22 protein-coding genes, 1 tRNA gene and 2 pseudogenes are annotated in these 24,636 nt (G+C 36.5%); 11 read left to right on the top strand and 14 right to left on the bottom strand.

The window, feature by feature from the left end; translation table 11 throughout:
- On the top strand, positions 1–1,439 hold a 1,439-nt coding region (locus tag A9G22_RS01555; RefSeq protein ID WP_141669934.1), incomplete at its 5' end, for a phosphoethanolamine transferase.
- A gap of 72 nt (positions 1,440–1,511) precedes the next feature.
- On the opposite strand, the gene tkt is transcribed toward A9G22_RS01555, so the two are convergent.
- From tkt to A9G22_RS01525, 6 genes are all read right to left on the bottom strand, one after another.
- Positions 1,512–3,518 carry a transketolase gene (tkt, locus tag A9G22_RS01550; protein ID WP_075508220.1) on the bottom strand — a complete coding sequence of 669 codons (2,007 nt, stop codon included), beginning with the start codon at positions 3,516–3,518 and terminating at the stop codon, positions 1,512–1,514.
- 138 nt (positions 3,519–3,656) lie between these two features.
- Positions 3,657–4,607, bottom strand: a complete 951-nt coding sequence (tal, locus tag A9G22_RS01545) for a transaldolase (RefSeq protein ID WP_075508219.1) — start codon at positions 4,605–4,607, stop codon at positions 3,657–3,659.
- Positions 4,608–4,932: 325 nt separating this feature from the next.
- Complete coding sequence (locus tag A9G22_RS01540) at positions 4,933–5,175, bottom strand: FeoC-like transcriptional regulator (RefSeq protein ID WP_075508218.1); 243 nt, start codon at positions 5,173–5,175, stop codon at positions 4,933–4,935.
- Between the two features lie 71 nt (positions 5,176–5,246).
- A complete protein-coding gene (gene feoB / locus A9G22_RS01535; protein WP_075508217.1) occupies positions 5,247–7,571 on the bottom strand; it encodes a Fe(2+) transporter permease subunit FeoB in 2,325 nt (774 codons plus the stop codon).
- Entirely contained in the window at positions 7,568–7,810 is a 243-nt protein-coding gene (locus A9G22_RS01530) for a FeoA family protein (RefSeq protein ID WP_065586333.1), read from the bottom strand. The genes feoB and A9G22_RS01530 overlap by 4 nt, the downstream gene beginning before the upstream one ends.
- A 762-nt stretch (positions 7,811–8,572) precedes the next feature.
- On the bottom strand, positions 8,573–8,815 hold the full coding sequence (locus A9G22_RS01525) for a hypothetical protein (protein WP_075508216.1): 243 nt from the start codon (positions 8,813–8,815) through the stop codon (positions 8,573–8,575).
- Positions 8,816–9,465: 650 nt separating this feature from the next.
- Here A9G22_RS01525 and A9G22_RS11750 point away from each other — a divergent pair.
- Together A9G22_RS11750 and A9G22_RS11745 are read left to right on the top strand one after the other, a co-directional pair.
- Positions 9,466–9,582: pseudogene (locus A9G22_RS11750) on the top strand (type II toxin-antitoxin system RelE/ParE family toxin); the annotation flags it as partial.
- A 155-nt stretch (positions 9,583–9,737) separates the two neighbouring features.
- The gene (locus A9G22_RS11745; RefSeq protein ID WP_442899730.1) at positions 9,738–9,854 is read left to right on the top strand and encodes a helix-turn-helix domain-containing protein; all 117 of its coding nucleotides are present in this window, start codon (positions 9,738–9,740) and stop codon (positions 9,852–9,854) included.
- Positions 9,855–9,889: 35 nt separating this feature from the next.
- Here the strand turns inward: A9G22_RS11745 and A9G22_RS01520 are convergent, their stop codons facing one another.
- The 3 genes and pseudogenes from A9G22_RS01520 to A9G22_RS01515 all read right to left on the bottom strand — a co-directional run bounded on the left by A9G22_RS01520 (position 9,890) and on the right by A9G22_RS01515 (position 11,142).
- A complete protein-coding gene (locus A9G22_RS01520; protein ID WP_075508215.1) occupies positions 9,890–10,396 on the bottom strand; it encodes a hypothetical protein in 507 nt (168 codons plus the stop codon).
- 199 nt (positions 10,397–10,595) lie between these two features.
- Positions 10,596–10,775 (bottom strand): annotated as a pseudogene (locus A9G22_RS11740) (integrase); the annotation flags it as partial.
- A gap of 295 nt (positions 10,776–11,070) precedes the next feature.
- Positions 11,071–11,142: transfer RNA gene (locus tag A9G22_RS01515), tRNA-Arg, on the bottom strand.
- A 126-nt stretch (positions 11,143–11,268) separates the two neighbouring features.
- On the opposite strand from A9G22_RS01515, the gene A9G22_RS01510 reads away from it, so the two are divergent.
- Positions 11,269–12,027: an MlaA family lipoprotein gene (locus A9G22_RS01510; protein WP_075508214.1), complete on the top strand. Its 759-nt coding sequence runs from the start codon at positions 11,269–11,271 to the stop codon at positions 12,025–12,027.
- Between the two features lie 119 nt (positions 12,028–12,146).
- Here A9G22_RS01510 and A9G22_RS01505 read toward each other — a convergent pair whose 3' ends face one another.
- Together A9G22_RS01505 and A9G22_RS01500 are read right to left on the bottom strand one after the other, a co-directional pair.
- Positions 12,147–12,962, bottom strand: coding sequence for a TIGR03915 family putative DNA repair protein (locus tag A9G22_RS01505; protein WP_075508213.1), 816 nt, complete (start codon positions 12,960–12,962; stop codon positions 12,147–12,149).
- 3 nt (positions 12,963–12,965) lie between these two features.
- Positions 12,966–14,231 (bottom strand): putative DNA modification/repair radical SAM protein, encoded by a 1,266-nt coding sequence (locus A9G22_RS01500; protein ID WP_075508212.1) that lies wholly within the window; start codon positions 14,229–14,231, stop codon positions 12,966–12,968.
- A 301-nt stretch (positions 14,232–14,532) separates the two neighbouring features.
- On the opposite strand from A9G22_RS01500, the gene fabB reads away from it, so the two are divergent.
- Both fabB and asnA read left to right on the top strand, forming a co-directional pair.
- On the top strand, positions 14,533–15,744 hold the full coding sequence (gene fabB / locus A9G22_RS01495) for a beta-ketoacyl-ACP synthase I (RefSeq protein ID WP_065585871.1): 1,212 nt from the start codon (positions 14,533–14,535) through the stop codon (positions 15,742–15,744).
- A 609-nt stretch (positions 15,745–16,353) separates the two neighbouring features.
- Positions 16,354–17,346 (top strand): aspartate--ammonia ligase, encoded by a 993-nt coding sequence (asnA, locus tag A9G22_RS01490; RefSeq protein ID WP_065585870.1) that lies wholly within the window; start codon positions 16,354–16,356, stop codon positions 17,344–17,346.
- Positions 17,347–17,402: 56 nt separating this feature from the next.
- Here the strand turns inward: asnA and A9G22_RS01485 are convergent, their stop codons facing one another.
- From A9G22_RS01485 to A9G22_RS01470, 3 genes are all read right to left on the bottom strand, one after another.
- Positions 17,403–17,867, bottom strand: coding sequence for a DUF1161 domain-containing protein (locus tag A9G22_RS01485; RefSeq protein ID WP_065585869.1), 465 nt, complete (start codon positions 17,865–17,867; stop codon positions 17,403–17,405).
- Between the two features lie 384 nt (positions 17,868–18,251).
- On the bottom strand, positions 18,252–18,515 hold the full coding sequence (locus A9G22_RS01480) for a SemiSWEET family transporter (protein WP_081296887.1): 264 nt from the start codon (positions 18,513–18,515) through the stop codon (positions 18,252–18,254).
- Between the two features lie 908 nt (positions 18,516–19,423).
- Entirely contained in the window at positions 19,424–20,827 is a 1,404-nt protein-coding gene (locus A9G22_RS01470) for an aminotransferase-like domain-containing protein (protein ID WP_075508210.1), read from the bottom strand.
- A gap of 173 nt (positions 20,828–21,000) precedes the next feature.
- On the opposite strand from A9G22_RS01470, the gene pdxS reads away from it, so the two are divergent.
- The 5 genes from pdxS (at position 21,001) to A9G22_RS01445 (ending at position 24,635) form a co-directional block, all read left to right on the top strand.
- The gene (gene pdxS, locus A9G22_RS01465; RefSeq protein ID WP_075508209.1) at positions 21,001–21,888 is read left to right on the top strand and encodes a pyridoxal 5'-phosphate synthase lyase subunit PdxS; all 888 of its coding nucleotides are present in this window, start codon (positions 21,001–21,003) and stop codon (positions 21,886–21,888) included.
- Positions 21,888–22,481 carry a pyridoxal 5'-phosphate synthase glutaminase subunit PdxT gene (gene pdxT / locus A9G22_RS01460; protein WP_065585866.1) on the top strand — a complete coding sequence of 198 codons (594 nt, stop codon included), beginning with the start codon at positions 21,888–21,890 and terminating at the stop codon, positions 22,479–22,481. The genes pdxS and pdxT overlap by 1 nt, the downstream gene beginning before the upstream one ends.
- A gap of 392 nt (positions 22,482–22,873) precedes the next feature.
- Positions 22,874–23,230 (top strand): ArsC family reductase, encoded by a 357-nt coding sequence (locus A9G22_RS01455; protein WP_065585865.1) that lies wholly within the window; start codon positions 22,874–22,876, stop codon positions 23,228–23,230.
- 13 nt (positions 23,231–23,243) lie between these two features.
- Positions 23,244–24,383 (top strand): succinyl-diaminopimelate desuccinylase, encoded by a 1,140-nt coding sequence (gene dapE / locus A9G22_RS01450; protein WP_075508208.1) that lies wholly within the window; start codon positions 23,244–23,246, stop codon positions 24,381–24,383.
- Positions 24,384–24,443: 60 nt separating this feature from the next.
- On the top strand, positions 24,444–24,635 hold the full coding sequence (locus tag A9G22_RS01445) for a YpfN family protein (RefSeq protein WP_065585863.1): 192 nt from the start codon (positions 24,444–24,446) through the stop codon (positions 24,633–24,635).
- Position 24,636: the final 1 nt, after the last annotated feature.

Raw genomic sequence — 24,636 nt, 5'->3', positions numbered from 1 at the left:
TCACTTTTTTCCGAGTCTTTTTTGGCATTTGGTTTGTGATAGCCGCACTCTATTTACCTGTGGGGTTTTATTATGGCTCCCCCAATGTTGCCGTGATTAGTGCTGTCGCTGAAACAGATTTTGATGAAATGACAGAGTTTTGTTCACAACTACCTATTTATTTCTATTTTATTCCACTACTTTTGATATTATTTTTTATTATTTTATTTAAAAAATTTCCGTTTCCAAAAATAAGCAACCGCTATTTAATTATTTTTGTATTAGGATTATGTTGTTATAAACCAATAAAAATAATTGCTCAGTATCAGCCAAACAATTTCAGTTCAATAATTTATTCTTTTTTGAGCAACATCAAATATCCAATTTTAGAATTCTGTATTGGATTTTATGAAAGTGGAAAACTATATATAACCGAAAAGCAACAGCAACTTAAACAAATTGAACAAACTAATAGCATACCGATTATATCAGTTAATCCAAAACATAAAACTTATGTTATTATCATTGGCGAAAGTGTTCGAAAAGACTATATGAGTGCTTATGGTTTTAAATATGACAATACACCATTTGCTCGAACCCAAGCCAGTGTTATTTGGGATGGATTAATTGCGCCCGCCCCAAATACTCAATCATCAATTCCACACCTCATTAGCCAGTCGATTTTCTCAAACGACAAAGAAGTTAGTGCACAACTCAATAATAATATTGTCAGCATTGCTAATGATGCAGAATTTGAAACTTACTGGCTTTCAAATCAAGGTAAATTAGGTACAATTGAAATTACCGTACCCCGTATTGCTGCTTATGCAAAGCATTCTTTTTACACCAAAAAAGGGGAATATAATGGTAAATCATCAAAAGGAAAACATGACACATTGTTATTACCTGAACTAGACAATATTTTATTAAAAGGAGATAACAAACCAAAACTTATTGTTATGCACTTAATAGGCTCACATTCTAACTTTTGTAAACGATTAGAATTTAAAGTACAGTTTGATCTGAATAATAAAAACATCTCTTGTTATGTTAGTACCATTAAAGAAACCGATGATCTTATTGCACAAACAATCGATAAGTTAGAAAAATACAAGCAAGATTATTCCGTTGTTTACTTTGCCGATCATGGACTTGCGCATACAGACCAACATAATGACTTAAGACACAATTCAGACTATCAAGAAAGTTATCGGGTTCCATTTATCTTTTTTGATTCAGATAAATCACCTCAACAAAAAATTAATAAACAAATATCGGGATTCCAACTAGTTTATTTGTTAAGCAACTGGATGGGTATTAAATTAGATATAAAACATGATTATATGCAAAATGATCTTTTTCTGATACCCGAACAACAGAATATCAAAGTGAAGGATTGGAATAACAATAAATTACATCAATTTAACAAATTAAAAAAGGACCCAAATCCTTTTAATTAATACTCTTTACTTAAATAACAAAAAACGCCATCAACCCTTAGCTGATGGCGTTTTTTTAGTGTAATAATTTAACTATTTCAACAAACTATTTGCTTGCGCAAGTACATTTTCAACAGTAAAGCCAAACTCTTTAAACAGTTGATCTGCTGGGCCTGATTCGCCAAAGCTTGTCATTCCAATTACTTTGCCGCTAAGACCAACATATTTATACCAATAATCGCTAATACCTGCTTCAATGGCAAGGCGAGCTGTTACTGACGATGGCAATACTGACTCTTTATACGCCTGATCTTGTTTATCAAACGCATCAGTTGATGGCATTGACACCACCCGCACTTTTTTACCTGCTTGAGTCAATTGCTGATAAGCTTCAACGGCAAGCTCAACTTCTGAACCCGTCGCAATAATAATTAATTCAGGTGTACCTGTGCAATCATTTAAGATATAACCACCGCGATATACATCAGCTAATTGATGAGCGGTGCGATCTTGTTGTTTAAGATTTTGTCGTGAAAAAATCAACGCTGTTGGACCGTCTTTACGTTCTATCGCATATTGCCACGCAATAGCTGATTCGACTTGGTCGCATGGTCGCCAAGTACTCACATTTGGCGTAACACGTAAGCTTGCCATTTGTTCAACAGGTTGATGCGTTGGCCCATCTTCACCTAAGCCAATTGAATCATGAGTATAAACAAATAAAGCACGAATCTTCATTAATGCCGCCATCCGAATAGCATTACGTGCATATTCCATAAACATTAAAAATGTCGCACCATAAGGAATAAATCCACCATGTAATGCAATACCATTCATAATAGCGGACATACCAAACTCACGCACACCATAATGGATATAATTACCATCTGCATTAGCTAAGATCTCTTTAGATCCTGACCACATGGTTAAATTACTTGGTGCTAAATCAGCCGAACCGCCTAAAAACTCAGGTAAAGCTGGGGCAAACGCTTCAATAGCATTTTGTGATGCTTTACGGGTAGCAATTGTTGCTGGATTTGCTTGAAGTTTATTCACCACATCGTTAGCAATTTGTGACCAATTTTCCGGCAAATCACCATTAACACGACGCTTAAATTCTTGAGCTAATTCAGGATAGGCCTTAGCATAAGCATCAAAACGAACATTCCATTCATCTTCAAGCTGCCTACCTTTAGCTTTGGCATCCCAAGCATCATAATAGTCTTTAGGAATTTCAAAAGCAGGATAATTCCAGCCAAGTGCTTTACGTGTTGCTTCAATTTCGGTATCGCCTAATGGTGCGCCATGGCTTTCATGGCTACCAGCTTTATTTGGCGAACCAAAACCAATCACCGTTTTACACATTAATAATGATGGTTTATCAGTTACCGCCTGCGCTTGCTCAATGGCTTCTTTTAACATTTTGGCATCATGACCATCAATACTACGGATAACATGCCAGCCGTAAGCTTCAAAACGTTTTGCTGTATCATCAGTAAACCAACCTTCGACTTCACCATCGATTGAAATGCCATTATCATCATAAAACGCAATAAGTTTACCTAATTTAAGAGTACCTGCTAACGAACACACTTCGTGCGAAATACCTTCCATCATACAACCATCACCCATAAACACATAAGTATGGTGATCAACGATAGTATGATCAGGTTTATTAAATTGTGCAGCTAAGGTTCTTTCAGCAATGGCCATACCAACAGCATTAGCGATACCTTGACCTAGTGGTCCGGTTGTTGTTTCAACACCCGGCACATAACCATATTCAGGGTGACCTGCCGTTTTTGAATGTAACTGACGAAAATTTTTTAGATCATCAATAGTCACGTCATAACCCGTTAAATGCAATAAACTATAGATCAGCATTGAAGCATGGCCATTGGATAAAATAAAACGGTCGCGATCAGCCCATTTGGGGTTGCTTGGGTTATGTTTTAAAAAGCTACGCCAAAGCACTTCGGCCATATCTGCCATACCCATTGGCGCACCAGGATGCCCTGATTTTGCTTTCTGTACGCCATCCATGCTCAATGCCCTTATCGCATTCGCCAGTTCGCGGTGAGATAGTCTGGTTGCATTCATGTTGTCATCTCCAAAAATTTCTTGAGTTAAAAATTGTTAATACCTGCTAGGTTGAAATAACTTCCAAAATCGTTAATCAAATCAACGAAAAAATAGTGTAAAAATGGGGAGCTAACTCCCCTATTTCGTTCAATATGATTATAACAATGCGCCAATCATATCTTCTAATTTACCTTGATCAACGGCAAAAGCGCGAATGCCTTCAGCTAATTTTTCAACAGCCATGGCATCGCTATTATGTTGCCATCTAAATTCGGCCTCAGTCATTGGCGCAGGACGAGCAACCACAGCTTGATTTGGATTGAGTTTTTGCACAACAGGCGAATTTGATTGTTGCATTTCGGCAAGTAAATTAGGCGAAATAGTTAACCTATCACAACCTGCTAATGCCAATATTTGATCGACCTTACGGAAGCTTGCTCCCATGACAATTGTTTTATAACCATGCTGTTTATAATAATTAAAGATATTACGAACAGACACAACGCCCGGATCTTCATCTGCTACATAGGGATCGATTGGTTTTTTAGCTTGATACCAATCATAAATACGCCCTACAAATGGCGAAATTAAAAAGGCATTGACTTCTGCACATGCACGTGCTTGTGCGAACGAAAACAATAACGTTAAATTACAGTTAATGCCTTCTTTTTCGAGCACTTCAGCCGCTTTAATACCTTCCCACGTTGATGCAATTTTAATTAAAATACGAGATTTATCAATGCCCTTTTCTTGATAAAGTGCAATGATTTTACGCGCTTTTTCAATACAACCTTGTTTATCGAAAGACAAACGCGCATCGACTTCGGTCGAAATTCGCCCTGGAACAGTTTTTAAAATCTCAGCACCAATATTTACAGCAACTTGATCACACGCATTAACTAACTGCTGTTCTTTACTACCACCTAACTTTTTAGCGGTTTGCACTGCAGAATCAATTAAATTGCGATATTGAGGAAGTTGAGCTGCTTTCAAAACAAGAGAGGGATTCGTTGTTGCATCTTCGGGGGAAAACTGCTTAATCGAATCGATATCGCCCGTATCAGCTACCACCACAGTTAATTTTTTAAACTCATCTAATTGACTCATACTTTTATCCTCATACAGCGTGTTATTATAATGGAAGTATAATAACATTTATTCAATAATAAAACGACATTGTCATTGGCTGATGATTCATCTCTATTATCGGCAAAAAAACACCGCAAAAAGCGGACAAAAAAGGTAGAATCAGGCTTTATCACTAATTAATATTAGTCAAGTTTACTATTTTTATCGTATAAATAAATTCAATTATGTGAATTAAATCACAAAATCAAATTAGGATTAATTTGCATTAATCGATCTTTAAATCGACAAATGTTAACAAAAAAATTTGCAGATTTAAAAATTCGCTAAACCATGATTTAACTGATTAAGCCCAAACATATTCAAGTTGACTGGTTAAACCACAACTGGTACAAGAACGGCACTGTTTAGCTTGGCAAGGCAATGGTCGATCTTGTGCTATTAACTTTATCACCCCTTTCCTGATCCAAAAACGTAACATCTGCTCAGTTGCGCTTTCTGGTAGGCAAAAGTGTCTGGCAATCTCTTGCAATGGTGCACGACCTTTTAATTGTACATAATCACGAATTGAAGTTATTAACATAGCCATAATCAAAGTGGCAGGGCGACCCCTGCATGCTTTACCTCTATTTTATATTTTACAAATTAGCAGCCATTTATTTACTGACAGCACGATGATTTTTTACAGTGGGATGAATTTGGCGCTGTTGGTTGCTTAAAAAACGAATATCGCCCTAAAGTACGCATAAACAATAGCATCACAACAATAAATGCACTGCACCCCATCAGCCACCAAACGGCCGCAGAAGAATGCCCAAGCAACATAAATTGGTAATAAATGGTTGCCGTTAGCCACGCAATGGTAAAAGTCCAAATTGCCACAAACACCATCCACTTAAAACCGGCTTCGCGATAAACGGCACCCAACGCCGCAGCGCAAGGAGTATAAAGTAAAATAAAAATTAAATAACTCATCGCAGCTGAAGGTGAACCAAACCCATTTTTAATTTGTGAAATTGTTGTCGAATCCACCTCTAAATCAGTCTGTAGTGAATCCATATCTTGTGAAGCAGTGTTAAACCCTAACGGATCTAAAACAGCATTCGACAAACTCGCCAAATTTTTTGGAATGGTTGCTAGCGCATCTAAAATTCCTTGCGACAAACTAAATGGTTCATCTTGCTCGTTATCATCATCGATAGAATAAAGCGAATTGAGTGTTGCAATTACCGATTCTTTAGCAAAAATACCCGTAAAAATACCAACTGTTGCTGGCCAGTTATCGTGTTTAATCCCCATCGGTGCAAATGCAGGCGTGATTTTTTGACTAACAACAGAAAGCATAGAGTTTTGTGTACTTTCGTGCTTAAACGAACCATCGCTACCCCATGAGTTAAGCACACTTAACACCGTTACCATAAGCACAATGGCTTTACCTGCTTTAAAAATAAACGACGTTAAGCGCTGCCAAGTCAAACTAAGCAGGCTGCGTAAAGTCGGAATACGATACACAGGCATTTCCATAATAAATGGTGTGAGTGTACCTTTTAATAAAGTGAATTTGAGCACAAATCCCGTCACCATTGCCACTGCAATGCCTAGCAAATATAAAGCAAACACCACTATAGAGGCATTTTTAGGGAAGAATATCACCGCAAATAATGCATAAACCGGCAACCTTGCCCCACATGACATAAAAGGGATCATACAAATGGACATAATACGATCACGTGTACTTTCAAGCGTTCGCGTGCCCATAATGGCTGGCACACCGCAGCCAAATCCCACTAGCATTGGCACAAACGCTTTACCCGGCAAACCAATACTGCGCATCAATCGATCGATTACCATTGCTGCACGTGCCAAATAACCAGAATCTTCTAAAAAAGACAAACAAAAAAACATCGCCCCAATGACAGGAATAAACGTTGAAACAGTTTGAATGCCACGACCAATACCATTGGCTAAAATAGCTGTAATCCAATTTGGAGCATTGATGGCATGAAGTAGCTCAGTTGTGCCATTAACAAAAATCGTGCCACAAAGCACATCAAAAAAATCAATAAACACCGCCCCAAAATTAATCGCCACCATAAACATGACATACATAGCCAACAAAAAGAACGGAATGCCAGTAATGCGCCCCAAGGTAATATTATCGAGGATTTCAGAAAAGCGACCACTAAGCTCGCGCGGTTTTTCAATAACTTTTTTACAAATTACATCAATCGTGTCATAACGAGCGCTAGCAAGTGCCACATCAATTTCATTATCACACCACTTTGCAAGCGACAAGCGGCAGTCCGCTAACATTTTGGTTTCACGTTGTGATAAGTGATAGCGCGAATCATCTAATAAAGCATCTATCAATTGCCAGCGATTAAATTGGCGCACAACACTATCTTCAGGCAGATCGCAAATATAACGATGAATCACCGCTTGCTGATCCTCGCCAAGCAGATCAATCGATGGCTGTGCTGCATATGGATGCATTACCATGTTTTCGATTTGTTGATAAAAGCCCTGCAAACCCGTTTTTTGACGAGATGATATTGCCACCACAGGACAACCGAGCAAAGTTGACAACAAATCAACATTAATCTGTTCGCCCATGGCTTTAACTGCATCGATCATATTTAACACAACAATCATCGGTACTTGCAAATCAATTAACTGACAAGTTAAATACAAACTACGTTGCAAATTAGTTGCATCAATAATATTAATAATCACGCATTGACTTTCGGACAGCACGAATTGGCGCGCAATAAGCTCATCTTGCGAAACACTAAGCAGATTAGGCTCAATTGAATACGTACCGGGCAAATCGATAACTTCATATTGTGTATGATGATAAGTGAACATACCAGTTTTACGTTCAACAGTCACGCCCGGCCAGTTCCCTACTCGCTGTTTTGAACCCGTTAGTAGATTAAATAACGTTGTCTTACCACTATTAGGGTTACCAATTAATGCTATTTTCACGCACTTACCTCCATCACTTCAATGGCTTGTGCTTCTTTACGACGCAAACAAAGTGCAAATCCACGCATTTTAATTTCAATCGGATCGCCAAGTGGCGCAACGCGCACAGTCAAAACCTTACAACCCGGCGTAATGCCCATTGCAAGCAACTTTCGACGAAAGGGTAACGATTCAGGTAACAAGCGAGTAATCACCGCCTCGCGGCCTAAAGGTAACTGGTTAAGGGTAAGAGATGACATTATGTTTCCTAAAAATAACAACAGTATTGATAAAAGTAATCATATTAAATTAATGATACATATCTTAAAAAATAATCAGAATTATTTTTAGTGTAAAAATGCGAATTATTCTCAATAACAATAAATAACAAGTAAAAAAATCGCAAAATAGTCAAATCATAGAAAATACAAATCCAAATTCATTCGCTTTTGCCTTTTTATAACTATCAAGTAAATTGTAACAATCGCTTTTAAATATTTTAAAAGTGCTATTGTTTCTATAAAAAACATTCAGGTAGCATATTGATTTTATTAAGTTTTTATTTGTGTTTTTTAAGTAAAATCACGCAGTTAGGAGTTTTTTTGTTGATTAAAAGCTATTTGGATACATTTAGGTCTTTAGGTACCAGTTTTAATTTACTCGTATCATCCTGATACTTACTTCAGCAAGGCAATCTCCGTTTTGCTCAGACGTTCAAATTTGTTCCTGACTATGGATAAACTCGCTATGTTGTCAGCACATTACGACGGCGGAATAAGAAAAATAAAATAACATATTGTTTTTTTGCTATTTATTTTATGAAGTATTTTTCATTAAAAAAAGAAAGGAAAACTTTAACAAAATCAATACATTTACCAAACTATTTTTGGCGAAAAATAAAGTTTTTTTTGTTTTTCGTCGTCATAATGGGTTGGGTGGAATGGTTTCGAACGTTTGTAGGTTAGCGGTCAAAATATCTACCTTGATCATGTCTGATTTAGGGGATTTTTTTGCGAAATTCCCTAACCCTCCGTGCAAGGCTGTAGACTAATAGTTCTATTAAAATTTGATAATTCTTGTGAATTCACATAATACGCTTTAGTTAAAGCTATTCCACTTGCAACCACGGCGGAAATACCAATGTTTACTGGGGTTAACGATGTTAACAGCGCGCTAAAGGTATTGCCTATGCCATTTTTCATGATCATATACATATTCATTGATTGAATGCCCGAAAAGTTACGTCGCATTAATTGCATTTGCATTTTAGCCGCATGATTTGTCGCTGTTCTTGTAGCATGTTCATAGTACGCGTTTCTGTTGCTGCTTGTCTTAATTTTTGAATATAAACATTAGTAGATAAGCTAACTCCAAGCTGTGGACTTGATATCACAGTAATTGCTCTTTAGAAAGATTTTAACCCGCTACCTGAGCTTTTAATTTATTTAAAAAATCAGTTTTCACCTTGGTTGCAATATTTTCAGCGGTCGTCACTTCACTTTATTTTGCGGCGATATCTCGTAGTAATTGCGAGTAGTTATTAAGGTCAAGTGCATTGTTTCTGAACACTTTACTGACATCTCTACTTATTTTTCTAGCTCTTTAGAAGCAGTATTAACATCTTTTAAGTCACCAAGCTGATTTCTAAAACCAACATATAATTTATCGCTATATTCTGCAAGATGCTTTCTAGCTACAGCATGTTTTTTTCTTGCTTTACCACAACTCGTGCCGCTTTTTCGCCCTTTACGTCGTTTTAATAAACTCTTTCAAAATCTTTCAACTTTTCAGCAGTTATATTTGACGCGCCATTTTTTGCGGCTATTAACTCATCAGTAGCAGACGTCGCATCTTCCTCCTTTTTACTAAAATAGCCTAGTTTTTATTCTCTTCATCGACGCTTTACACATCAATCCATAAATATCAGTACAGATTACGAGTGGGTAACTATCGAGTATTTTTTAATTTTTCTGGTATTATTCACATTGTTTCTATTGAAGAGGTGAAAAAATGCGATGAACGCAATTACTAATATACAGTTTATTAATAATGAACAAGGGCAAACGCAATCGATATTGAAACAGGTGTACCAAACGAAGTTGTTAATATGGTTTTGATAATAACTATTCTCCTGCACAAGCATGGCGTGAGTATTTAAAATTATCCCAAGTTGAAGTTGCGAATAAAATAGATATTAGTCAATCAGCTTATTCTCAATATGAAAAAAGCCAAAAGTTAAGAAAAGCAACATGGATTAAAATTGCCGAAGCGCTACAAATCAAGCCTGAACTGCTAGATTTTTAATAAAAAACCCGCCAATGCGGGGTTTATTAACTCGTTTACTTAATATTACACGCATCAAGCACGGGCTGAATTGCTTCGTCAAAGCCTTTTAGGCTGAATTCCATGTCGATAATTTGAGTAGGTGCATTCGCTCTGATAAATATTGAATTTTTACCTCTTAACTGCTCAATTTCTTCCGCTGTTATATTCTGATTGAAAAAACTTCCGTCTACAATAATTGCATTTCTTTGAAACGATTTTTCTTTATCAATTCTTATATCTAATTTAGCTTTACTGTTACCAAGTGTGATTAAATTTTTTACATAAATTGCTTCAGTTAATTTACCTTCCTTACAAGCGAACGCATAATATTTATTATTGTATGTTAATTGATGATCGTTATTCTGCTCATCCGTTGTCGCAAAATATGATACCTCATCTGTTAATTTATCGGTTAAAATTGTTAACTTCCAATCGCCAAAAATTTTCTTTATATCTGATTCTGATGCATAACAAGAAAAAGTACATAAACACATAACTGCCACTAATGATTTTTTAAACATTTAATATTCCTCTAACATAATTACTGTTTTTATGTTAATAAAATTTAAATTAAAAGTAAATTATTAGTATGCGTTCATAATATCTTCCCTATCTTAGGTTATAAAAAACCACTCGAAGGTGGGTTTGACTGTTTTTGATGACTAATGGGTAACTTTTCAAATGTTACCCTTTGAGTTGGCTAGCTGATTAATCCAATTTTCATTTTTTTGTATCAAACCATTCAAAGGTTATCTTCTTAAAAGTATTTTCTTGAGCGATATTGGCAAGTAAAGTTTTTCTTTCAACAGCATGATCTTTACCGTGAGCAAGCATCTGCCGAGCTAATTCTTTTTCGTTGAGTGCATCAGATAAACTAATATACGGATATTTACCGATCGTTAACGTTTTTCTTTAGCATTAAACTGATAATCGTAATGTCAAGACTTAGTCCCTGACGGTGAAATATATAAATATAAGCTTTCAAAATCTGGTAGTTTGTAGGATTTATCTTTAGGTTTGGCTGAATCAATGGCTTTTACGGTTAGCATAATTACGGTATTTTTGATCACGGTATTAAAATATACCGTTAGATAGTTGGCGTTATCAATCGTTTAGAATCGTGTTAAACCACTTTAAAACACTGTTGAATAAGGCTTGAATCGTAGTACATCGCTTTTAATCTTGTTTGCGATTTCGACCCCAGCAGGAATCGAACCTGCAACTAGCCCTTAGGAGGGGCTTGTTATATCCATTTAACTATAAGGTCATTGGAGTTCGTATTCTAATAAATTTGAAAAGATAATGCTATTTAAATAACGAAAAATTTTCTATTTTTAGTAATCATGATACAATCGCATCAACTTTAACCTCATTACTTTTAATCAAAGATACTATGAAAAAACGAATAGTTGGTATGATGTTTTCGGTAATGGCACTCACAGGTTGCGCCACTTATCAATCCGAAAACAATTCCTATAGCGATCCATTATCTGGCTTTAACAAAACCATGTTTGATGTTAACTACTATGCGCTTGATCCTTATATTTTGCGCCCTACGGCAGTCGCTTGGAAAGATTACGTCCCTTCCCCCGTTCGTACAGGTGTGGTTAATTTTTCATCTAATCTTTCGGAACCTGCTTCAATGGTGAATAATTTATTACAAGGTGATGTTCATAAAGCCGGTACACATTTAGCGAGATTCTTTTTAAATACGGTTTTCGGTTTTGCGGGTTTAATAGATGTAGCTAGCATGTCTGACCCACAATTACAAAAAGGTGGGAAACGGAGCTTTGGTGATGTGTTAGGTCATTATGAGGTACCTTATGGCCCTTATGTTGTGCTACCGTTTTATGGTTCAGCAACGTTAAGGCAGGAAGGTGGTGGCGTGGTTGACACCCTTTATCCACCGCTTGTTTGGTTAGATTGGCAGTGGACATTGGTGCGTGGCGTGTTTGACGGTATTGAAGCGCGTGCTGTTGCGATCGAGTATGAAGATTTAATTAAAAATAGCGATGACCCTTATAACTTTATGCGTAACGCTTACTTCCAACGTAATGACTTTGTCGCATCGGGTGGTAAAGTGGATGAAAGCAAGCAAAAACAACGTGAAGAATCGATTAATGATGTTATTAATGATATCGATTCACAATAGCTTTAATTAAATTATGCTGCTATGTTAAATCAAGTTAATAAATAAACCGCCATTAATTGGCGGTTTATTTATGGTCTTTTATTTATGATGACGCTAATTAGTCACTTTTATTTGCCTATCTATTTTGATATTGGTTTCATTTCTGGCAGATAATGCCAAAATCGGCTTGGCATTTGTTGGCGTTGCAATTTAGGATTGATGCGTTCTTTGATGGTTAACGCATTACAATAACGTAACCACATGGTTTGAAATAGTATTTCGTCTTCGGTTAGATAATGTTGATTAACTTGGCTGTTAATAATCAGCTCCTCTTTATCAATAAGCGAAACTGGTTCAATGCTGTTCAAATTATAGATATAACCATATTCGCGCTTTTCGTCATATATTGCCCATTTTTGATCGGCAAAACGTTCTTTAAAAAATTTAAGCACCAATGGCAAAACATTATAAATAGGTGCAATAATCGAAAAATAAATTTTATCTTTCCTATCGTTACGCTCAACAACATCTTTAACCGGATTGTTAATCGCATTAAAGCGTACAAATTGCATCACACGATGCCGTTCTCTACTCACTTTTTTAGCAATATCATGCACAGTTAACACATCTTGATCGGCAAAATCAGTCTCGATTGATTTAGATGATTTAAATACCTTATAAATGTAACGAAAAACAATTAAATCACTTTCGGAAAGTTCCGATAGCCAAACATACATCAAATGACGAAGCGCAACTTTGCTAATCTTGTTAATTAATGCTACGCGTACTCGTTCATATTTTGCATCACAAAATTCAACATGATGCCTATCAGACACTAACAACGGTTCGACCTGCCCTGTGGTTAATAAGCATTCAGGCATTTTTTTGAGTTTAAAAGCATCAAACACAGCACAAAGCAAGCTTTCAAAGCTCTTATCATAATAAAACGCTAACATGATTTACCACCCCATCACTAATTGCTGTGGAATATTTGTCTGTTTATCTTCTAGCAAAGGTGGTTCTTGCAACGATAGTCGGATATATTCGGCCGATGAGTTGAGTAATTTGAATTTTTTCATTTCGTGACAAACAATAAAAAATTGTGCACGTTTTAAAACAACGCCAATGCGTTTAAGCGCGTCAAGAGTAAGCTTTCGATGACGCCTTGCCATCACAATTAACTTGGCAGACTTAACTCCAATACCTGGCACTCGTAATATTTGTTGATAACTATCACGATTAACATCAACCGGAAAAAACTGCGGATTACGGATTGCCCAAGCCAATTTAGGATCAACAGTTAAATCTAGATCGGGATATTGATCGTTAACGATTTCATCGACATTAAAATCATAAAAACGCAATAACCAATCGGCTTGATATAAGCGATTTTCGCGCACTCTGGGTACTTCTTGCACAACAGGCAATCGTTTGTCGTAGCCATTTACCGGAATAAATCCCGAATAATAAACTCGCTTCATACTTGGTCGTTTATAAAGTTTGGCGGTTAATTGCAAAATTTGCTTATCCGACTCATCTGTCGCACCAATAATAACTTGCGTACTTTGTCCCGCAGGTACAAATTTGGGGGTGGATCGAAATTTTTTGCGATTTTCAATATTTTCTAGTACATTTTGATGAATTTGCCGCATAGGTTGATAAATGCTTTGATGATCTTTATCGGGCGCAAGTAATTTAAGGTTTTCTTCGGTTGGAATTTCTAAATTGACACTCATCCTATCAACTAATAAGCCCGCTTGATTAATTAGATCGTTACTGGCGCCAGGGATCGCTTTCATATGTATATAGCCATTAAAGCCATGCTCATCACGCAGAATCTTTACCACTCTAATCATTCTTTCCATGGTATGATCAGGACTTCTAACAATGCCCGAACTGATAAATAAACCTTCGATATAATTACGGCGATAAAATTCAATGGTCAAATTGGCCAACTCGCGTGGCGTAAAGCCCGCTCTTGGAATATCATTACTTTGCCGGTTAATACAATAAGCACAATCAAACATGCAATAATTTGTCAGCATAATTTTAAGTAACGAAACACACCTTCCATCGGCAGTAAAGGTATGGCAAATACCAGATTTATGAGCATGACCAATACCTTTAGCTTTATTATTTCTTGATGCACCACTTGACGAGCAAGAAATATCATATTTTGCCGACTCAGCTAATATTTCAAGTTTGGTTATCATTTTTTCGTTCATATTAAAAACACCAACAAACACTGTTTATATGTACAGTATTATAATGATATTATTATTGTATGCAACAAAATAATGCATATCAAACAGGTCGCTCTCTTTTAATGAGAACGTTTAAGAGATTTTAAGCTATTTTAGCTAAAGTTGAATGAGGAATATTTATATAAGCATTATATAAACAATAAAAAACTGGCTTGCTATACAAAATAAAAAAAGAGTTAAGGTATTGTTCAGCTTACAAGTGTAAGCTATAATTAACGCACTTTTGTGTATGAAGCAAGATAACTTAGGAGCTAAAGAGTAAATGAAACGTGTTGTTATTACAGGGTTAGGAATTCTTTCAAGTATTGGGAATAATACTAAAGAAGTTTTGGAATCACTCAAAATAGGTCGTAGTGGTATTACCTTTTCTCAAGAAATGAAAGATAACGGAATGCGTAGCCATGTATGCGGAAATGTTAAATTAGATACTACAGGACTCATTGATCGCAAAATTGTTCGCTTTATGAATGATGCTTCTATTTACGGTTATCTTGCTTTACAACAAGCGATCGAAGATGCAAAATTAACCCCAGAACAAGTCTCTAATCCTCGTACAGGGTTAATTGCCGGTTATGGTGGCTCAACCAAAACACAATACAATGTCGTTGCCGGCATGAAAGAAAAGGGCTTACGTGGTGTTGGTCCTTATGCTGTAACAAAATCAATGTCATCGGCGATTTCCGCTTGTTTAGCAACTCCATTTAAAATCAAAGGTGTTAGCTACTCAATGACATCGGCTTGCGCAACATCAGTTCACTGTATTGGTCACGCCGCCGAACTTATTCAACTTGGCAAACAAGATATCGTTTTTGCTGGCGGTGGTGAAGAACTTTGCTGGGAAATGTCTTGCGAATTTGATGCCATGGGCGCTTTATCAACTAAATATAACGATAATCCAGAAAAAGCATCTCGTGCTTATGATAAAAACCGTGATGGTTTTGTTATTGCTGGTGGCGCAGGTATGGTTGTTGTTGAAGAATTAGAACATGCTCTTGCACGTGGTGCTCATATTTATGGTGAGCTGGTTGGTTATGGCGCAACATCAGATGGTCATGACATGGTTGCCCCATCGGGCGAAGGTGCTATGCGCTGTATGCAACTTGCCATTCAAGATTTAGATGTACCTGTTGATTACATCAACACGCACGGGACATCAACCCCAGTGGGTGATGTTAAAGAGTTATGGGCAATCAAACAAGTATTTGGTGATAACATTCCAGCGATTTCATCAACAAAATCAATGACTGGTCACTCATTAAGTGCAACTGGTGCACAAGAGCTTATCTATTCATTATTAATGTTGGAACATGGATTTATTACACCAAGTATTAATATTGATGAACTTGATGAAGCTGCAATTGGTATGAACATTATTACTGAACCAACCGAACGTGAACTAACAACAGTCATGTCAAATAGCTTCGGTTTTGGTGGTACTAATGCCTCAATTGTCATGAAAAAATACAAAGCTTAATAAGCAAATTTAATTGATATCAACCAATAAAAAAACCGTTCTTAATAGAACGGTTTTTTTATTATTTACACAATTGGATGTTAGATAACCAGGCAATAGCTTGCTTAGTTGTCAAATAAATATATAAGATAAAAATTAACACGTTAAAATATTTGACATTGATTCGCATCATCTGGAATACCCACATTAATGACTTTTATTTTATGTTATCGAATGTGAACAAATGAAGCTGAATATAAAAAATTAACATTTACTACACAATTTCATGTAGAGCAAGAAAGAAAGAAAATAATAAAACGAGCACACAATATCTATCAATACAAAATTAATAAAACAAAAGTATTTGGCTGTTGTGATAGATTTGTATTTTATATAAAAGTTGCTTAGCTAGAAGACCAATTTTATTGGATTTCTATTTAACAAAATGATTTATAGATGTTTTCTATTTTTTGTCCTATGTTGTTTTTTAAATCAATCTGATTTAGACCTATGTCTAGTTATGAAAAGTGCCCAAAACCTTTCCTAAAAATCCCCCTTATCTGCTTCTTGCAAAATTCAGCCATCTAGTTTACTTTACTTATTCACTGAAAAAATAAGTAGAGCGTAAACATGTCGATAACATTCAAAGAACAGCAACAGCGAATTAGTTTTGTTAAGCAATTTTTTGCTAATCAACTTGCCGATCGTTTATCACTGATCGAAGTGCAAGCCCCGTTATTAAGTCAAGTTGGCGATGGTATTCAAGATAATTTATCAGGCACTGAGCACGCAGTACAAGTTAAGATAAAAGCAATACCTCATGCACAATATGAAGTAGTGCATTCACTGGCTAAATGGAAGCGTAAGATTCTAAGTGATCACCACTTCGAAGTTGGCGAAGGAATTTACACCAATATGAAAGCACTACGCCCAGACGAGGAGCAACTTTCGCCAATTCATTCAGTTTATGTGGATCAGTGGGATTGGGAAAAAGTAATTCGACCACAAGATCGCAATTTAACTTATTTAAAAAAAACTGTCGATGATATTTACGCTGCCATTAAAGCAACTGAAAAGGCGGTGTCAGTGCAATATCATATTTCGCGCTTTTTGCCGGAATCAATTACCTTTATCGATAGTGAACAACTATTAAAGCGTTATCCAAATTTATCATCCAAAGAACGCGAAAATGCCATAACTAAAGAGCTTGGAGCTGTATTTTTAATTGGTATTGGTGGTAAATTATCAAATAATGAAAAGCACGATACACGCGCGCCCGACTATGATGATTGGAGTAGTGACAACGATTTAGGATCGAAAGGCTTAAATGGTGATATTTTAGTGTGGAATCCAGTTTTAAATAATGCGTTTGAAATTTCATCAATGGGTATTCGTGTCGATTCTGAAACTTTAAAACATCAATTAAAACTAACAAATGATGAAGATCGACTACAACTTGCTTGGCATAAAGCGTTAATTAATGGCGATTTGTTACAAACTATTGGTGGCGGCATTGGACAATCGCGTTTAACAATGTTGCTGTTGCAACAAAAACATATTGGCCAAGTGCAAGCAAGTGTATGGGGCAAAGATGTGAAAGCGAAATACCACCATTTGTTATAGCAACACCATACAAATATAGGGCATTACGCCCTATTTTTTCAACAAAATAATCCAAATTAATTTTCTACCGGTTCATCTGGTTCCTCAAATTCCTCAACTTGTAATGGCGCAGATTCAGTATTTTGTGGCACTGTGAAGTCATCTTGCTCGGTCGGCTCAGTAAGATCGGCTGGTTGATTAGATTCGGTTGGATTAATTATTGATGGTTGAGTTTTATCGTCATTGCTTTGCGTAGGTTCATCTTCTTCGACATTGGCTGGCAACTGAGTTTGAGACTGAGTTGCTAAGCCATCTAAACGGATATAAACAATTTTTTGATGACCTCGATCGCATGATCCCACAATTTTGCCTTCAATTTGTTGTTCTGGCTTGTCAGCAGATTCTAGTTTGAGCTGAAACCACGACGGATCAACACCGTTATTTTTGATTTTTTCAGCAATATTGTCTCTAATTTCGTCACAATTTGATGCCGCAGCTAACAGAGGTAAACCTAATAAAAACACACCGATTAATTTTTTCATTTTCTTTTCCTTTTATATGTAATTTGACGATTACAAGTATTATAAAATATTAGTTAAACTGCTTAATTTCTTTTAATATATGATTAAAACAACCTGCCATTTTGTGAAGTAATGTTAAAACAAACTGATTAGCTCGATTTATTCACTGTACAATTTGATAACTGTTTAACAAACCTGTTAATAACTAAGTAACATCATGATTATTAGATTATTATTTAAATGATTAAAAATTAAACAGTCCAATTTTCGATTTTATTTTGATGAAAAAGCAAATCTTTTTGTAAATTTTGCTAAAATAGCCTATTACCATTGATAATAAAAATGTCAATAAAAAGTCACTGGCAAATATGATTAATTGACTACTACTCAATTGCGTTGCGCAAATTACAGTGCAGTAAAAAAGGCAATTAAACCAAAAAATACCCCCGGAGAATTAGCAATTGCAATAGGCCAATCTTTCTTTTCTCTCAATAAGCCATAGCAAACCCAAAGCGAACAGTTAATAGCAGCAGCCAAGGGTTGGGTAGGATTAGATTTAAATCCCTGTAAATTATCGATGATTTGTGGGATATAGGAAACATACATCCCTAAAGAAGCCACCGTCGCTATAATGCCTAATATACGAAAAGCCTTTGATGAAAGATGCAAAATTGCCTCCTAATATTATTTATGATTTATCATCTTATACCAGTAATTATAACGAGTTAGCGCACTGCCAGTAAACTAGCATATTTGGCTTAACAGTATAAATAGAGTTAAAAAAAGGTAAGTAATTGACTAAATTTAGCTTAAGAGCTAACGTTATTATAGGTAATTTTATATTTAATCATAATGTTAATAAAAATGCTCTGCTTATTTACAACGTGATACAATGACAATCACAAGGTGTAACTAATTTCAATAATTGGTTAAGCAGTATAATTTTGCTTTTCCAATCTTCGACTATTTTAACGAATTTGTTTTACCGATAAGACAAAAAAAGAGAAAATATTTATTCACATTATGATTTGATAAGTGCTGAATAAACCTGTTAATAACTTTTTAACATATTGATTATTTTTTAATTTATAAAAAAGATTAAATGTTAAACTACCACAGCAACGATTCTATTCGAATTAAAAAAGCAAGCCTTTTTTTAACTTTTTGAATTTATTTGCCCGTGTTTTGCTAAAATTGCACACCAACATGAAGAATAAATTGAATAGCAAAATACCAATAAAAAGGTGATAGCCATAAGCCATAACAAATAGACTACCGCAATTGACCAAAAATTTATTTTATACAATGAATTATTGCAAGTCCAACATAACCTATTAATTAACAAAATCATCTTTATCAAGTTCAAGTTATCGAGAATTTTTGACGAAGTGATCTGGTTAGCAATACCCGTTTATGACAAAAATGGCAAAGTCATTGCTGCAATTATCATCTCAGGGGGTCGATTTCAAATGCCAAACGAAAGAATAAGCGAATTTGGTCAATATTTGCTAGCAGCTACAAAAATGCTATCCGATAAAATAAGAAGCTAGTGGGTTATTTTTGTGACAACCTGTTTGTTACCTAACCAATGGCGGTTCAAAATGACCATAGCTTAATCTAATTGCTCCAAGATTATCACCAAAATCGGCACCTTGTGACACAATGACACCTTTTAATAACAGTTGATTAAGTAGCGCTAATTCTTGCGCTACCGTGCTCACCGATAAATGGGCATACAAATGAAAGCCTCCCAGTGGTGTTTGATATGTAATATCACCACAAAAATAGCTATCTAACCATTGCATTAACTGCTCGGCTTTGATTTGTAGTGCTTGCCGTAACTGTTGTTGATGGACTAAATGATGATGTTGTAAATATTCTTGGGCTAATAATTGTGGCAATATACTTAGACCTGAATCAATATGTTGCCGAATTTTGGCCAGATTTTCGATGATGCTACGCGGAGCGAGCATCCACCCAACACGAATATTTCGCCCAATATATTTTGATAGTGATCCTAAATAGATAACTTGATTATGCTGATCCCATTTCTTAATGGGTGATACCGCCAAATCAGGTTGAAACGCTAAACTACTGTATGCATCATCTTCAACAATGCCAATACATTGCGAACGGCAAAATGCCAATATTACTTGCTTGCGCTTATCACTCATAACAAAACCGGTCGGATTTTGGAAAATGGGATTCAAAAATAACCATTTAATTTGATGTTGCTGCACACAATTGACTAAGCTTTCAAGCGTAACCCCTTCATTATCGCACGTAATACCATACAAGCGTACACCCGCCGCTTGAAACAAAGGTAATGAGTAAAAATAAGAGGGAGACTCAATTCCAACCGCATCACCAGGTTTAAGTAACCCTTGGGTAATGAGAAATAACGATTGCTGTGTGCCAGATGTAATTAAAATCTCATTAATATCAACTTGCATGGCAAACTGCGCTTGCATATAAAACGCAATTTGGATTTTAAGCGATGGCAAACCTAATTGTTGTGCATCGCTATTTTTTTCGTGCATAATCAGTTCATTTAATGATGTATCTGGTAGCTGTAGTTTGGGAATCAAATTGGTTGGCAAATCACCATTAGCCAGATCGCAAATATGTGGTTGTTGCGCACGGATTTGCGCCACTTTTTGTTGATAAAACGATTGTTTATTTTGATAAAAATGTGCCGGTAACCGCCAATTAATTGATGAATACGCTTGCACACCCCACTTTTGATGATTAACATAAGTACCACTCCCTTGTCGCCGGATCAGCACACCGCGTTCAGTTAACAGCTCAAGCGCATGCACAACCGTTGAACGATTGATACCCAGTTTTTTTGCCAGATCGCGTTCTGAAGGTAGTCTTTCCCCCGCGATCAATATGCCCTGCTCAATATAGTGTTCAATAAGTTGCGTAACTTTTTTAAAAAGAGATCCGGTAAATTGTACCAGTGTTTGTCTATTCCACATGGTTATTTTACTTTAATATGTTGATTGCTTTGAGCGTTTTGGTACGACAAATTCGTTCCAAAAATTGGATGGCTTAATTATAGTCCAATTGGCTGTTTTTTGCTGCACTTTATTTTTGAATAATACTGCGAATTAGACAATTTTGTCATTATTGATTTAATTAGGAGCAAAAGATGAACCAAGTTATAGGTACACAAACCGTTAAGCGAGGTATGGCACAAATGCAAAAAGGCGGCGTCATTATGGACGTTGTTAATGCTGAGCAAGCAAAAATTGCCGAGCAAGCTGGGGCTGTTGCGGTAATGGCTTTAGAGCGTGTGCCTTCAGATATTCGCGCGGCGGGTGGGGTTGCCCGAATGGCTGACCCCACTATTGTTGAACAAGTCATGAACGCTGTTACCATACCGGTAATGGCTAAAGTACGCATTGGGCACATTGTTGAAGCCCGTATTTTAGAATCAATGGGCGTTGATTATATTGATGAAAGCGAAGTTTTAACTCCAGCCGATGAACAGTATCACTTACTTAAGGATGAATTTACCGTACCTTTTGTGTGTGGTTGTCGTGATTTGGGCGAAGCACTACGTCGAATTGGCGAAGGGGCATCAATGCTACGCACCAAAGGTGAACCCGGTACTGGCAATATTGTTGAAGCAGTGCGCCATATGCGTAAAGTAAATGAACAAATCCGCCTAGTAACGAGCAAATCAAAAGATGAATTAATGACCTTTGCCAAAGCAATCGGTGCACCTTATGAACTGGTTTTACAAATCAAACAGTTAGGAAAATTACCCGTCGTTAACTTTGCTGCCGGCGGCGTAGCTACTCCTGCCGATGCGGCATTGATGATGCAACTTGGTGCCGATGGTGTGTTTGTTGGTTCGGGTATTTTTAAATCCGAAAACCCAGAAAAGTTTGCAAAAGCCATTGTACAGGCCACCACTTATTTTGATGATTATCCACGTTTAGCACAGCTTTCAAAAGGCTTAGGCGAAGCAATGAAAGGCATTGAAATGAGCACGCTAGCTCAGTCAGAAAGAATGCAAGATCGAGGCTGGTAATGACAAAATCACCCAAACAAAGTCATATTAAACATATTGGTGTACTCAACTTACAAGGTGCGGTCAGTGAACATATCACTATGCTAAATAGTCTTGACAATGTCCAAGCGACTTTAGTGCAAAAACCTGAACAATTAACCAAGCTAAACGGTTTAATCATTCCCGGAGGCGAATCTACCACTATTAGCCATTTAATCAAACAAAATGAACTTGTCGCACCCATAAAACAATTTGCCGAACAAGGCAAAGGTATTTTAGGCACCTGCGCAGGGCTTGTGCTTTGCGGACAAACCACACCCCATAGCGAAGTCGAATTATTGGATTTGATCGATATTTGCGTTGAACGTAATGGTTTTGGTCGCCAAGTTAACAGTTTTGAAACAACCTTAGATGTCCTCCCTATTGGGCAACACATTCCAGCGGTATTTATCCGTGCACCTTATATTGCAAAAGCAGGAAAAGAGGTTGAGCAACTGGCATTTGTCGATCAGCATTGTATTATGGCACAACAAAATAACATCTTAGTTTGCGCCTTTCATCCCGAACTCACAACCGATAATCGCATTATGCGTTACTTTGTCGATAGATGTTAGAATAAATAAAGGATTTTGAAACCGCCTATACGGCGGTAAACTAAAAGCCGAAATACTATCAACATTGTTTCATAAAAGGAAAATAGGATTATTTTCAACCCTCCCTTTTGGAATGTATTTATCATTTATTGTTTTTATTAGATTTTGTTTTTAGGTAAATAAGGTTGGTAGGATTTTGGTTATGTCGATAGTACATAAATTTACCAAGCAAAAAACCGTCAGGTATGCAATTGATTTTATTGTTTTTTATATATTTTTAGAATTACCCCCTCAAAAAAACTAATGATAAAACCAACTAAAAAAGCGTTTATCGAATAGATTCCTCCGATTTGCTGCCGTATGCCGATAACTGTTATAATCTCCTTTTATTTATTAGACTTGGATCACTGATTATGTACATAATCTATGGTATTAAAAACTGCAATACGATGAAAAAGGCCTTTACTTGGCTTGATGATCATCATATAGCTTATCAATTTCATAATTATAAAACCGATGGCTTGTCGGCAGATCTTTTAGATGCTTTTTTGCAATTGGTAGATTGGCAAAGTTTGCTTAATATGCGTGGTACCACTTGGCGTAAATTAGATGAGTCTGTCCGTGTACAGGTTGATAATGAACAAGCAGCAAAACAGGTCATGTTAGCCAATCCATCCATTTTAAAACGTCCTTTGCTTATTGATGGTAAACGTGCCTTGTTAGGGTTTTCAGACGAGCTTTACTCCCAATTTATTTCACAACCTAAATGAAATCGAGATCATTATGACTGAACCTGTTATTGCATTAACCAAAACGCTCATTGCCGAGAAATCGATAAGCCCTGACGATAAAAACTGCCAAAAAATAATTATTGAACGATTAAAACCACTCGGTTTTATTATTGAAGAAGTCAATATTGGGCAAACCAAGAACTTATGGGCCTATCATGGCGATGCTAACAGCAAAACTTTGATGTTTGCCGGACATACCGATGTCGTGCCGGCCGGGGATGAAAGCAAATGGCTTTATCCGCCTTTTTCGCCAACGATTGATGAACATGGTGTGCTTTATGGTCGTGGCGCATCGGATATGAAAAGTGGCGTTGCTGCCATGGTTTGTGCAGCAGAAGATTTTGTTAAACAACATCCTAATCACATTGGGCGCGTCGCCTTTTTAATTACATCAGACGAAGAAGCCGATGCCACCGATGGCACAGTTAAAGTGGTTGATTTGCTCATCAAACGTCAAGAGCGTGTTGATTATTGCATTGTGGGCGAACCATCAAGCGATGCGGTACTTGGCGATCAGATTAAAAATGGACGCCGCGGTTCACTAACTGCCAATTTAGTTGTGCATGGCATTCAAGGTCATGTGGCTTATCCGCATCTTGCTGATAACCCTGTGCATCGTTTTGCTCCTGCATTAAATGAACTAGTTAGCACTGTTTGGGATGGAGGGAATCAATACTTTCCTCAAACAACAATGCAAGTTGCCAATATTAATGGTGGTACTGGTGCTGAAAACGTTGTGCCAGGTGAGCTAAAAGTACAATTTAACTTTCGCTATAGTAGTGAATTGACTGACACCGTAATTAAAGCGCGCGTAGAACAAGTTTTACAAAAACATCATTTAAACTATACGTTAACTTGGCGATTATCAGGACATCCTTTTTTAACTCCTCAAGGCGAACTAACTAACGCAGCTGCGAGTGCCATTAGGGAGTTGACTAATATTGAGACTAAACTATCGACCAGTGGTGGCACATCGGACGGGCGTTTTATAGCTAAGATGGGATGCCAAGTGATCGAACTTGGGGTACTGAATAAGACCATTCACAAAGTTAACGAAAATGCGAATTGCCAAGATATAATCACCTTAACTGCAATTTATAACCGCATTTTAGAAAAATTATTGCTGGCGTAATAGTTGTTGGCATAACGGTTATAACTTGGTAGTTTCAGTTTTAACTTAAAAGGAAAGACTATGACATGGCTTAAAGATTATTGGTGGATAATTGTAGTTATTTTAATTGGGATTTTTATTAATACCATTAAAGCACTGAACCGACTGAGTTATAAAACGTATCTTGAAAAAAAGAAAGGGATAAAACCTATCCCTTATCAAGATGATGACGACGATGATTGGCCGTCAACAAAATCAACGAAAAAAAAGTAAC

This window comes from Gilliamella sp. App2-1 (genome assembly GCF_001690255.1).
Lineage (GTDB): Bacteria > Pseudomonadota > Gammaproteobacteria > Enterobacterales > Orbaceae > Gilliamella > Gilliamella apicola_G.
This window is presented reverse-complemented; position numbering and strand designations above follow the sequence as displayed.

Excerpts from the sequence above, each read along its gene's own strand:
- tkt (WP_075508220.1), bottom strand. The coding sequence starts at position 3,518 with ATGAATGCAACCAGACTATCTCACCGCGAACTGGCGAATGCGATAAGG.
- tal (WP_075508219.1), bottom strand. The coding sequence starts at position 4,607 with ATGAGTCAATTAGATGAGTTTAAAAAATTAACTGTGGTGGTAGCTGAT.
- A9G22_RS01540 (WP_075508218.1), bottom strand. The coding sequence starts at position 5,175 with ATGGCTATGTTAATAACTTCAATTCGTGATTATGTACAATTAAAAGGT.
- A9G22_RS01530 (WP_065586333.1), bottom strand. The coding sequence starts at position 7,810 with ATGTCATCTCTTACCCTTAACCAGTTACCTTTAGGCCGCGAGGCGGTG.
- A9G22_RS01525 (WP_075508216.1), bottom strand. The coding sequence starts at position 8,815 with ATGCAAATGCAATTAATGCGACGTAACTTTTCGGGCATTCAATCAATG.
- A9G22_RS01520 (WP_075508215.1), bottom strand. The coding sequence starts at position 10,396 with ATGTTTAAAAAATCATTAGTGGCAGTTATGTGTTTATGTACTTTTTCT.
- A9G22_RS01510 (WP_075508214.1), top strand. The coding sequence starts at position 11,269 with ATGAAAAAACGAATAGTTGGTATGATGTTTTCGGTAATGGCACTCACA.
- A9G22_RS01505 (WP_075508213.1), bottom strand. The coding sequence starts at position 12,962 with ATGTTAGCGTTTTATTATGATAAGAGCTTTGAAAGCTTGCTTTGTGCT.
- A9G22_RS01500 (WP_075508212.1), bottom strand. The coding sequence starts at position 14,231 with ATGAACGAAAAAATGATAACCAAACTTGAAATATTAGCTGAGTCGGCA.
- fabB (WP_065585871.1), top strand. The coding sequence starts at position 14,533 with ATGAAACGTGTTGTTATTACAGGGTTAGGAATTCTTTCAAGTATTGGG.
- asnA (WP_065585870.1), top strand. The coding sequence starts at position 16,354 with ATGTCGATAACATTCAAAGAACAGCAACAGCGAATTAGTTTTGTTAAG.
- A9G22_RS01485 (WP_065585869.1), bottom strand. The coding sequence starts at position 17,867 with ATGAAAAAATTAATCGGTGTGTTTTTATTAGGTTTACCTCTGTTAGCT.
- A9G22_RS01470 (WP_075508210.1), bottom strand. The coding sequence starts at position 20,827 with ATGTGGAATAGACAAACACTGGTACAATTTACCGGATCTCTTTTTAAA.
- pdxS (WP_075508209.1), top strand. The coding sequence starts at position 21,001 with ATGAACCAAGTTATAGGTACACAAACCGTTAAGCGAGGTATGGCACAA.
- pdxT (WP_065585866.1), top strand. The coding sequence starts at position 21,888 with ATGACAAAATCACCCAAACAAAGTCATATTAAACATATTGGTGTACTC.
- A9G22_RS01455 (WP_065585865.1), top strand. The coding sequence starts at position 22,874 with ATGTACATAATCTATGGTATTAAAAACTGCAATACGATGAAAAAGGCC.
- dapE (WP_075508208.1), top strand. The coding sequence starts at position 23,244 with ATGACTGAACCTGTTATTGCATTAACCAAAACGCTCATTGCCGAGAAA.
- A9G22_RS01445 (WP_065585863.1), top strand. The coding sequence starts at position 24,444 with ATGACATGGCTTAAAGATTATTGGTGGATAATTGTAGTTATTTTAATT.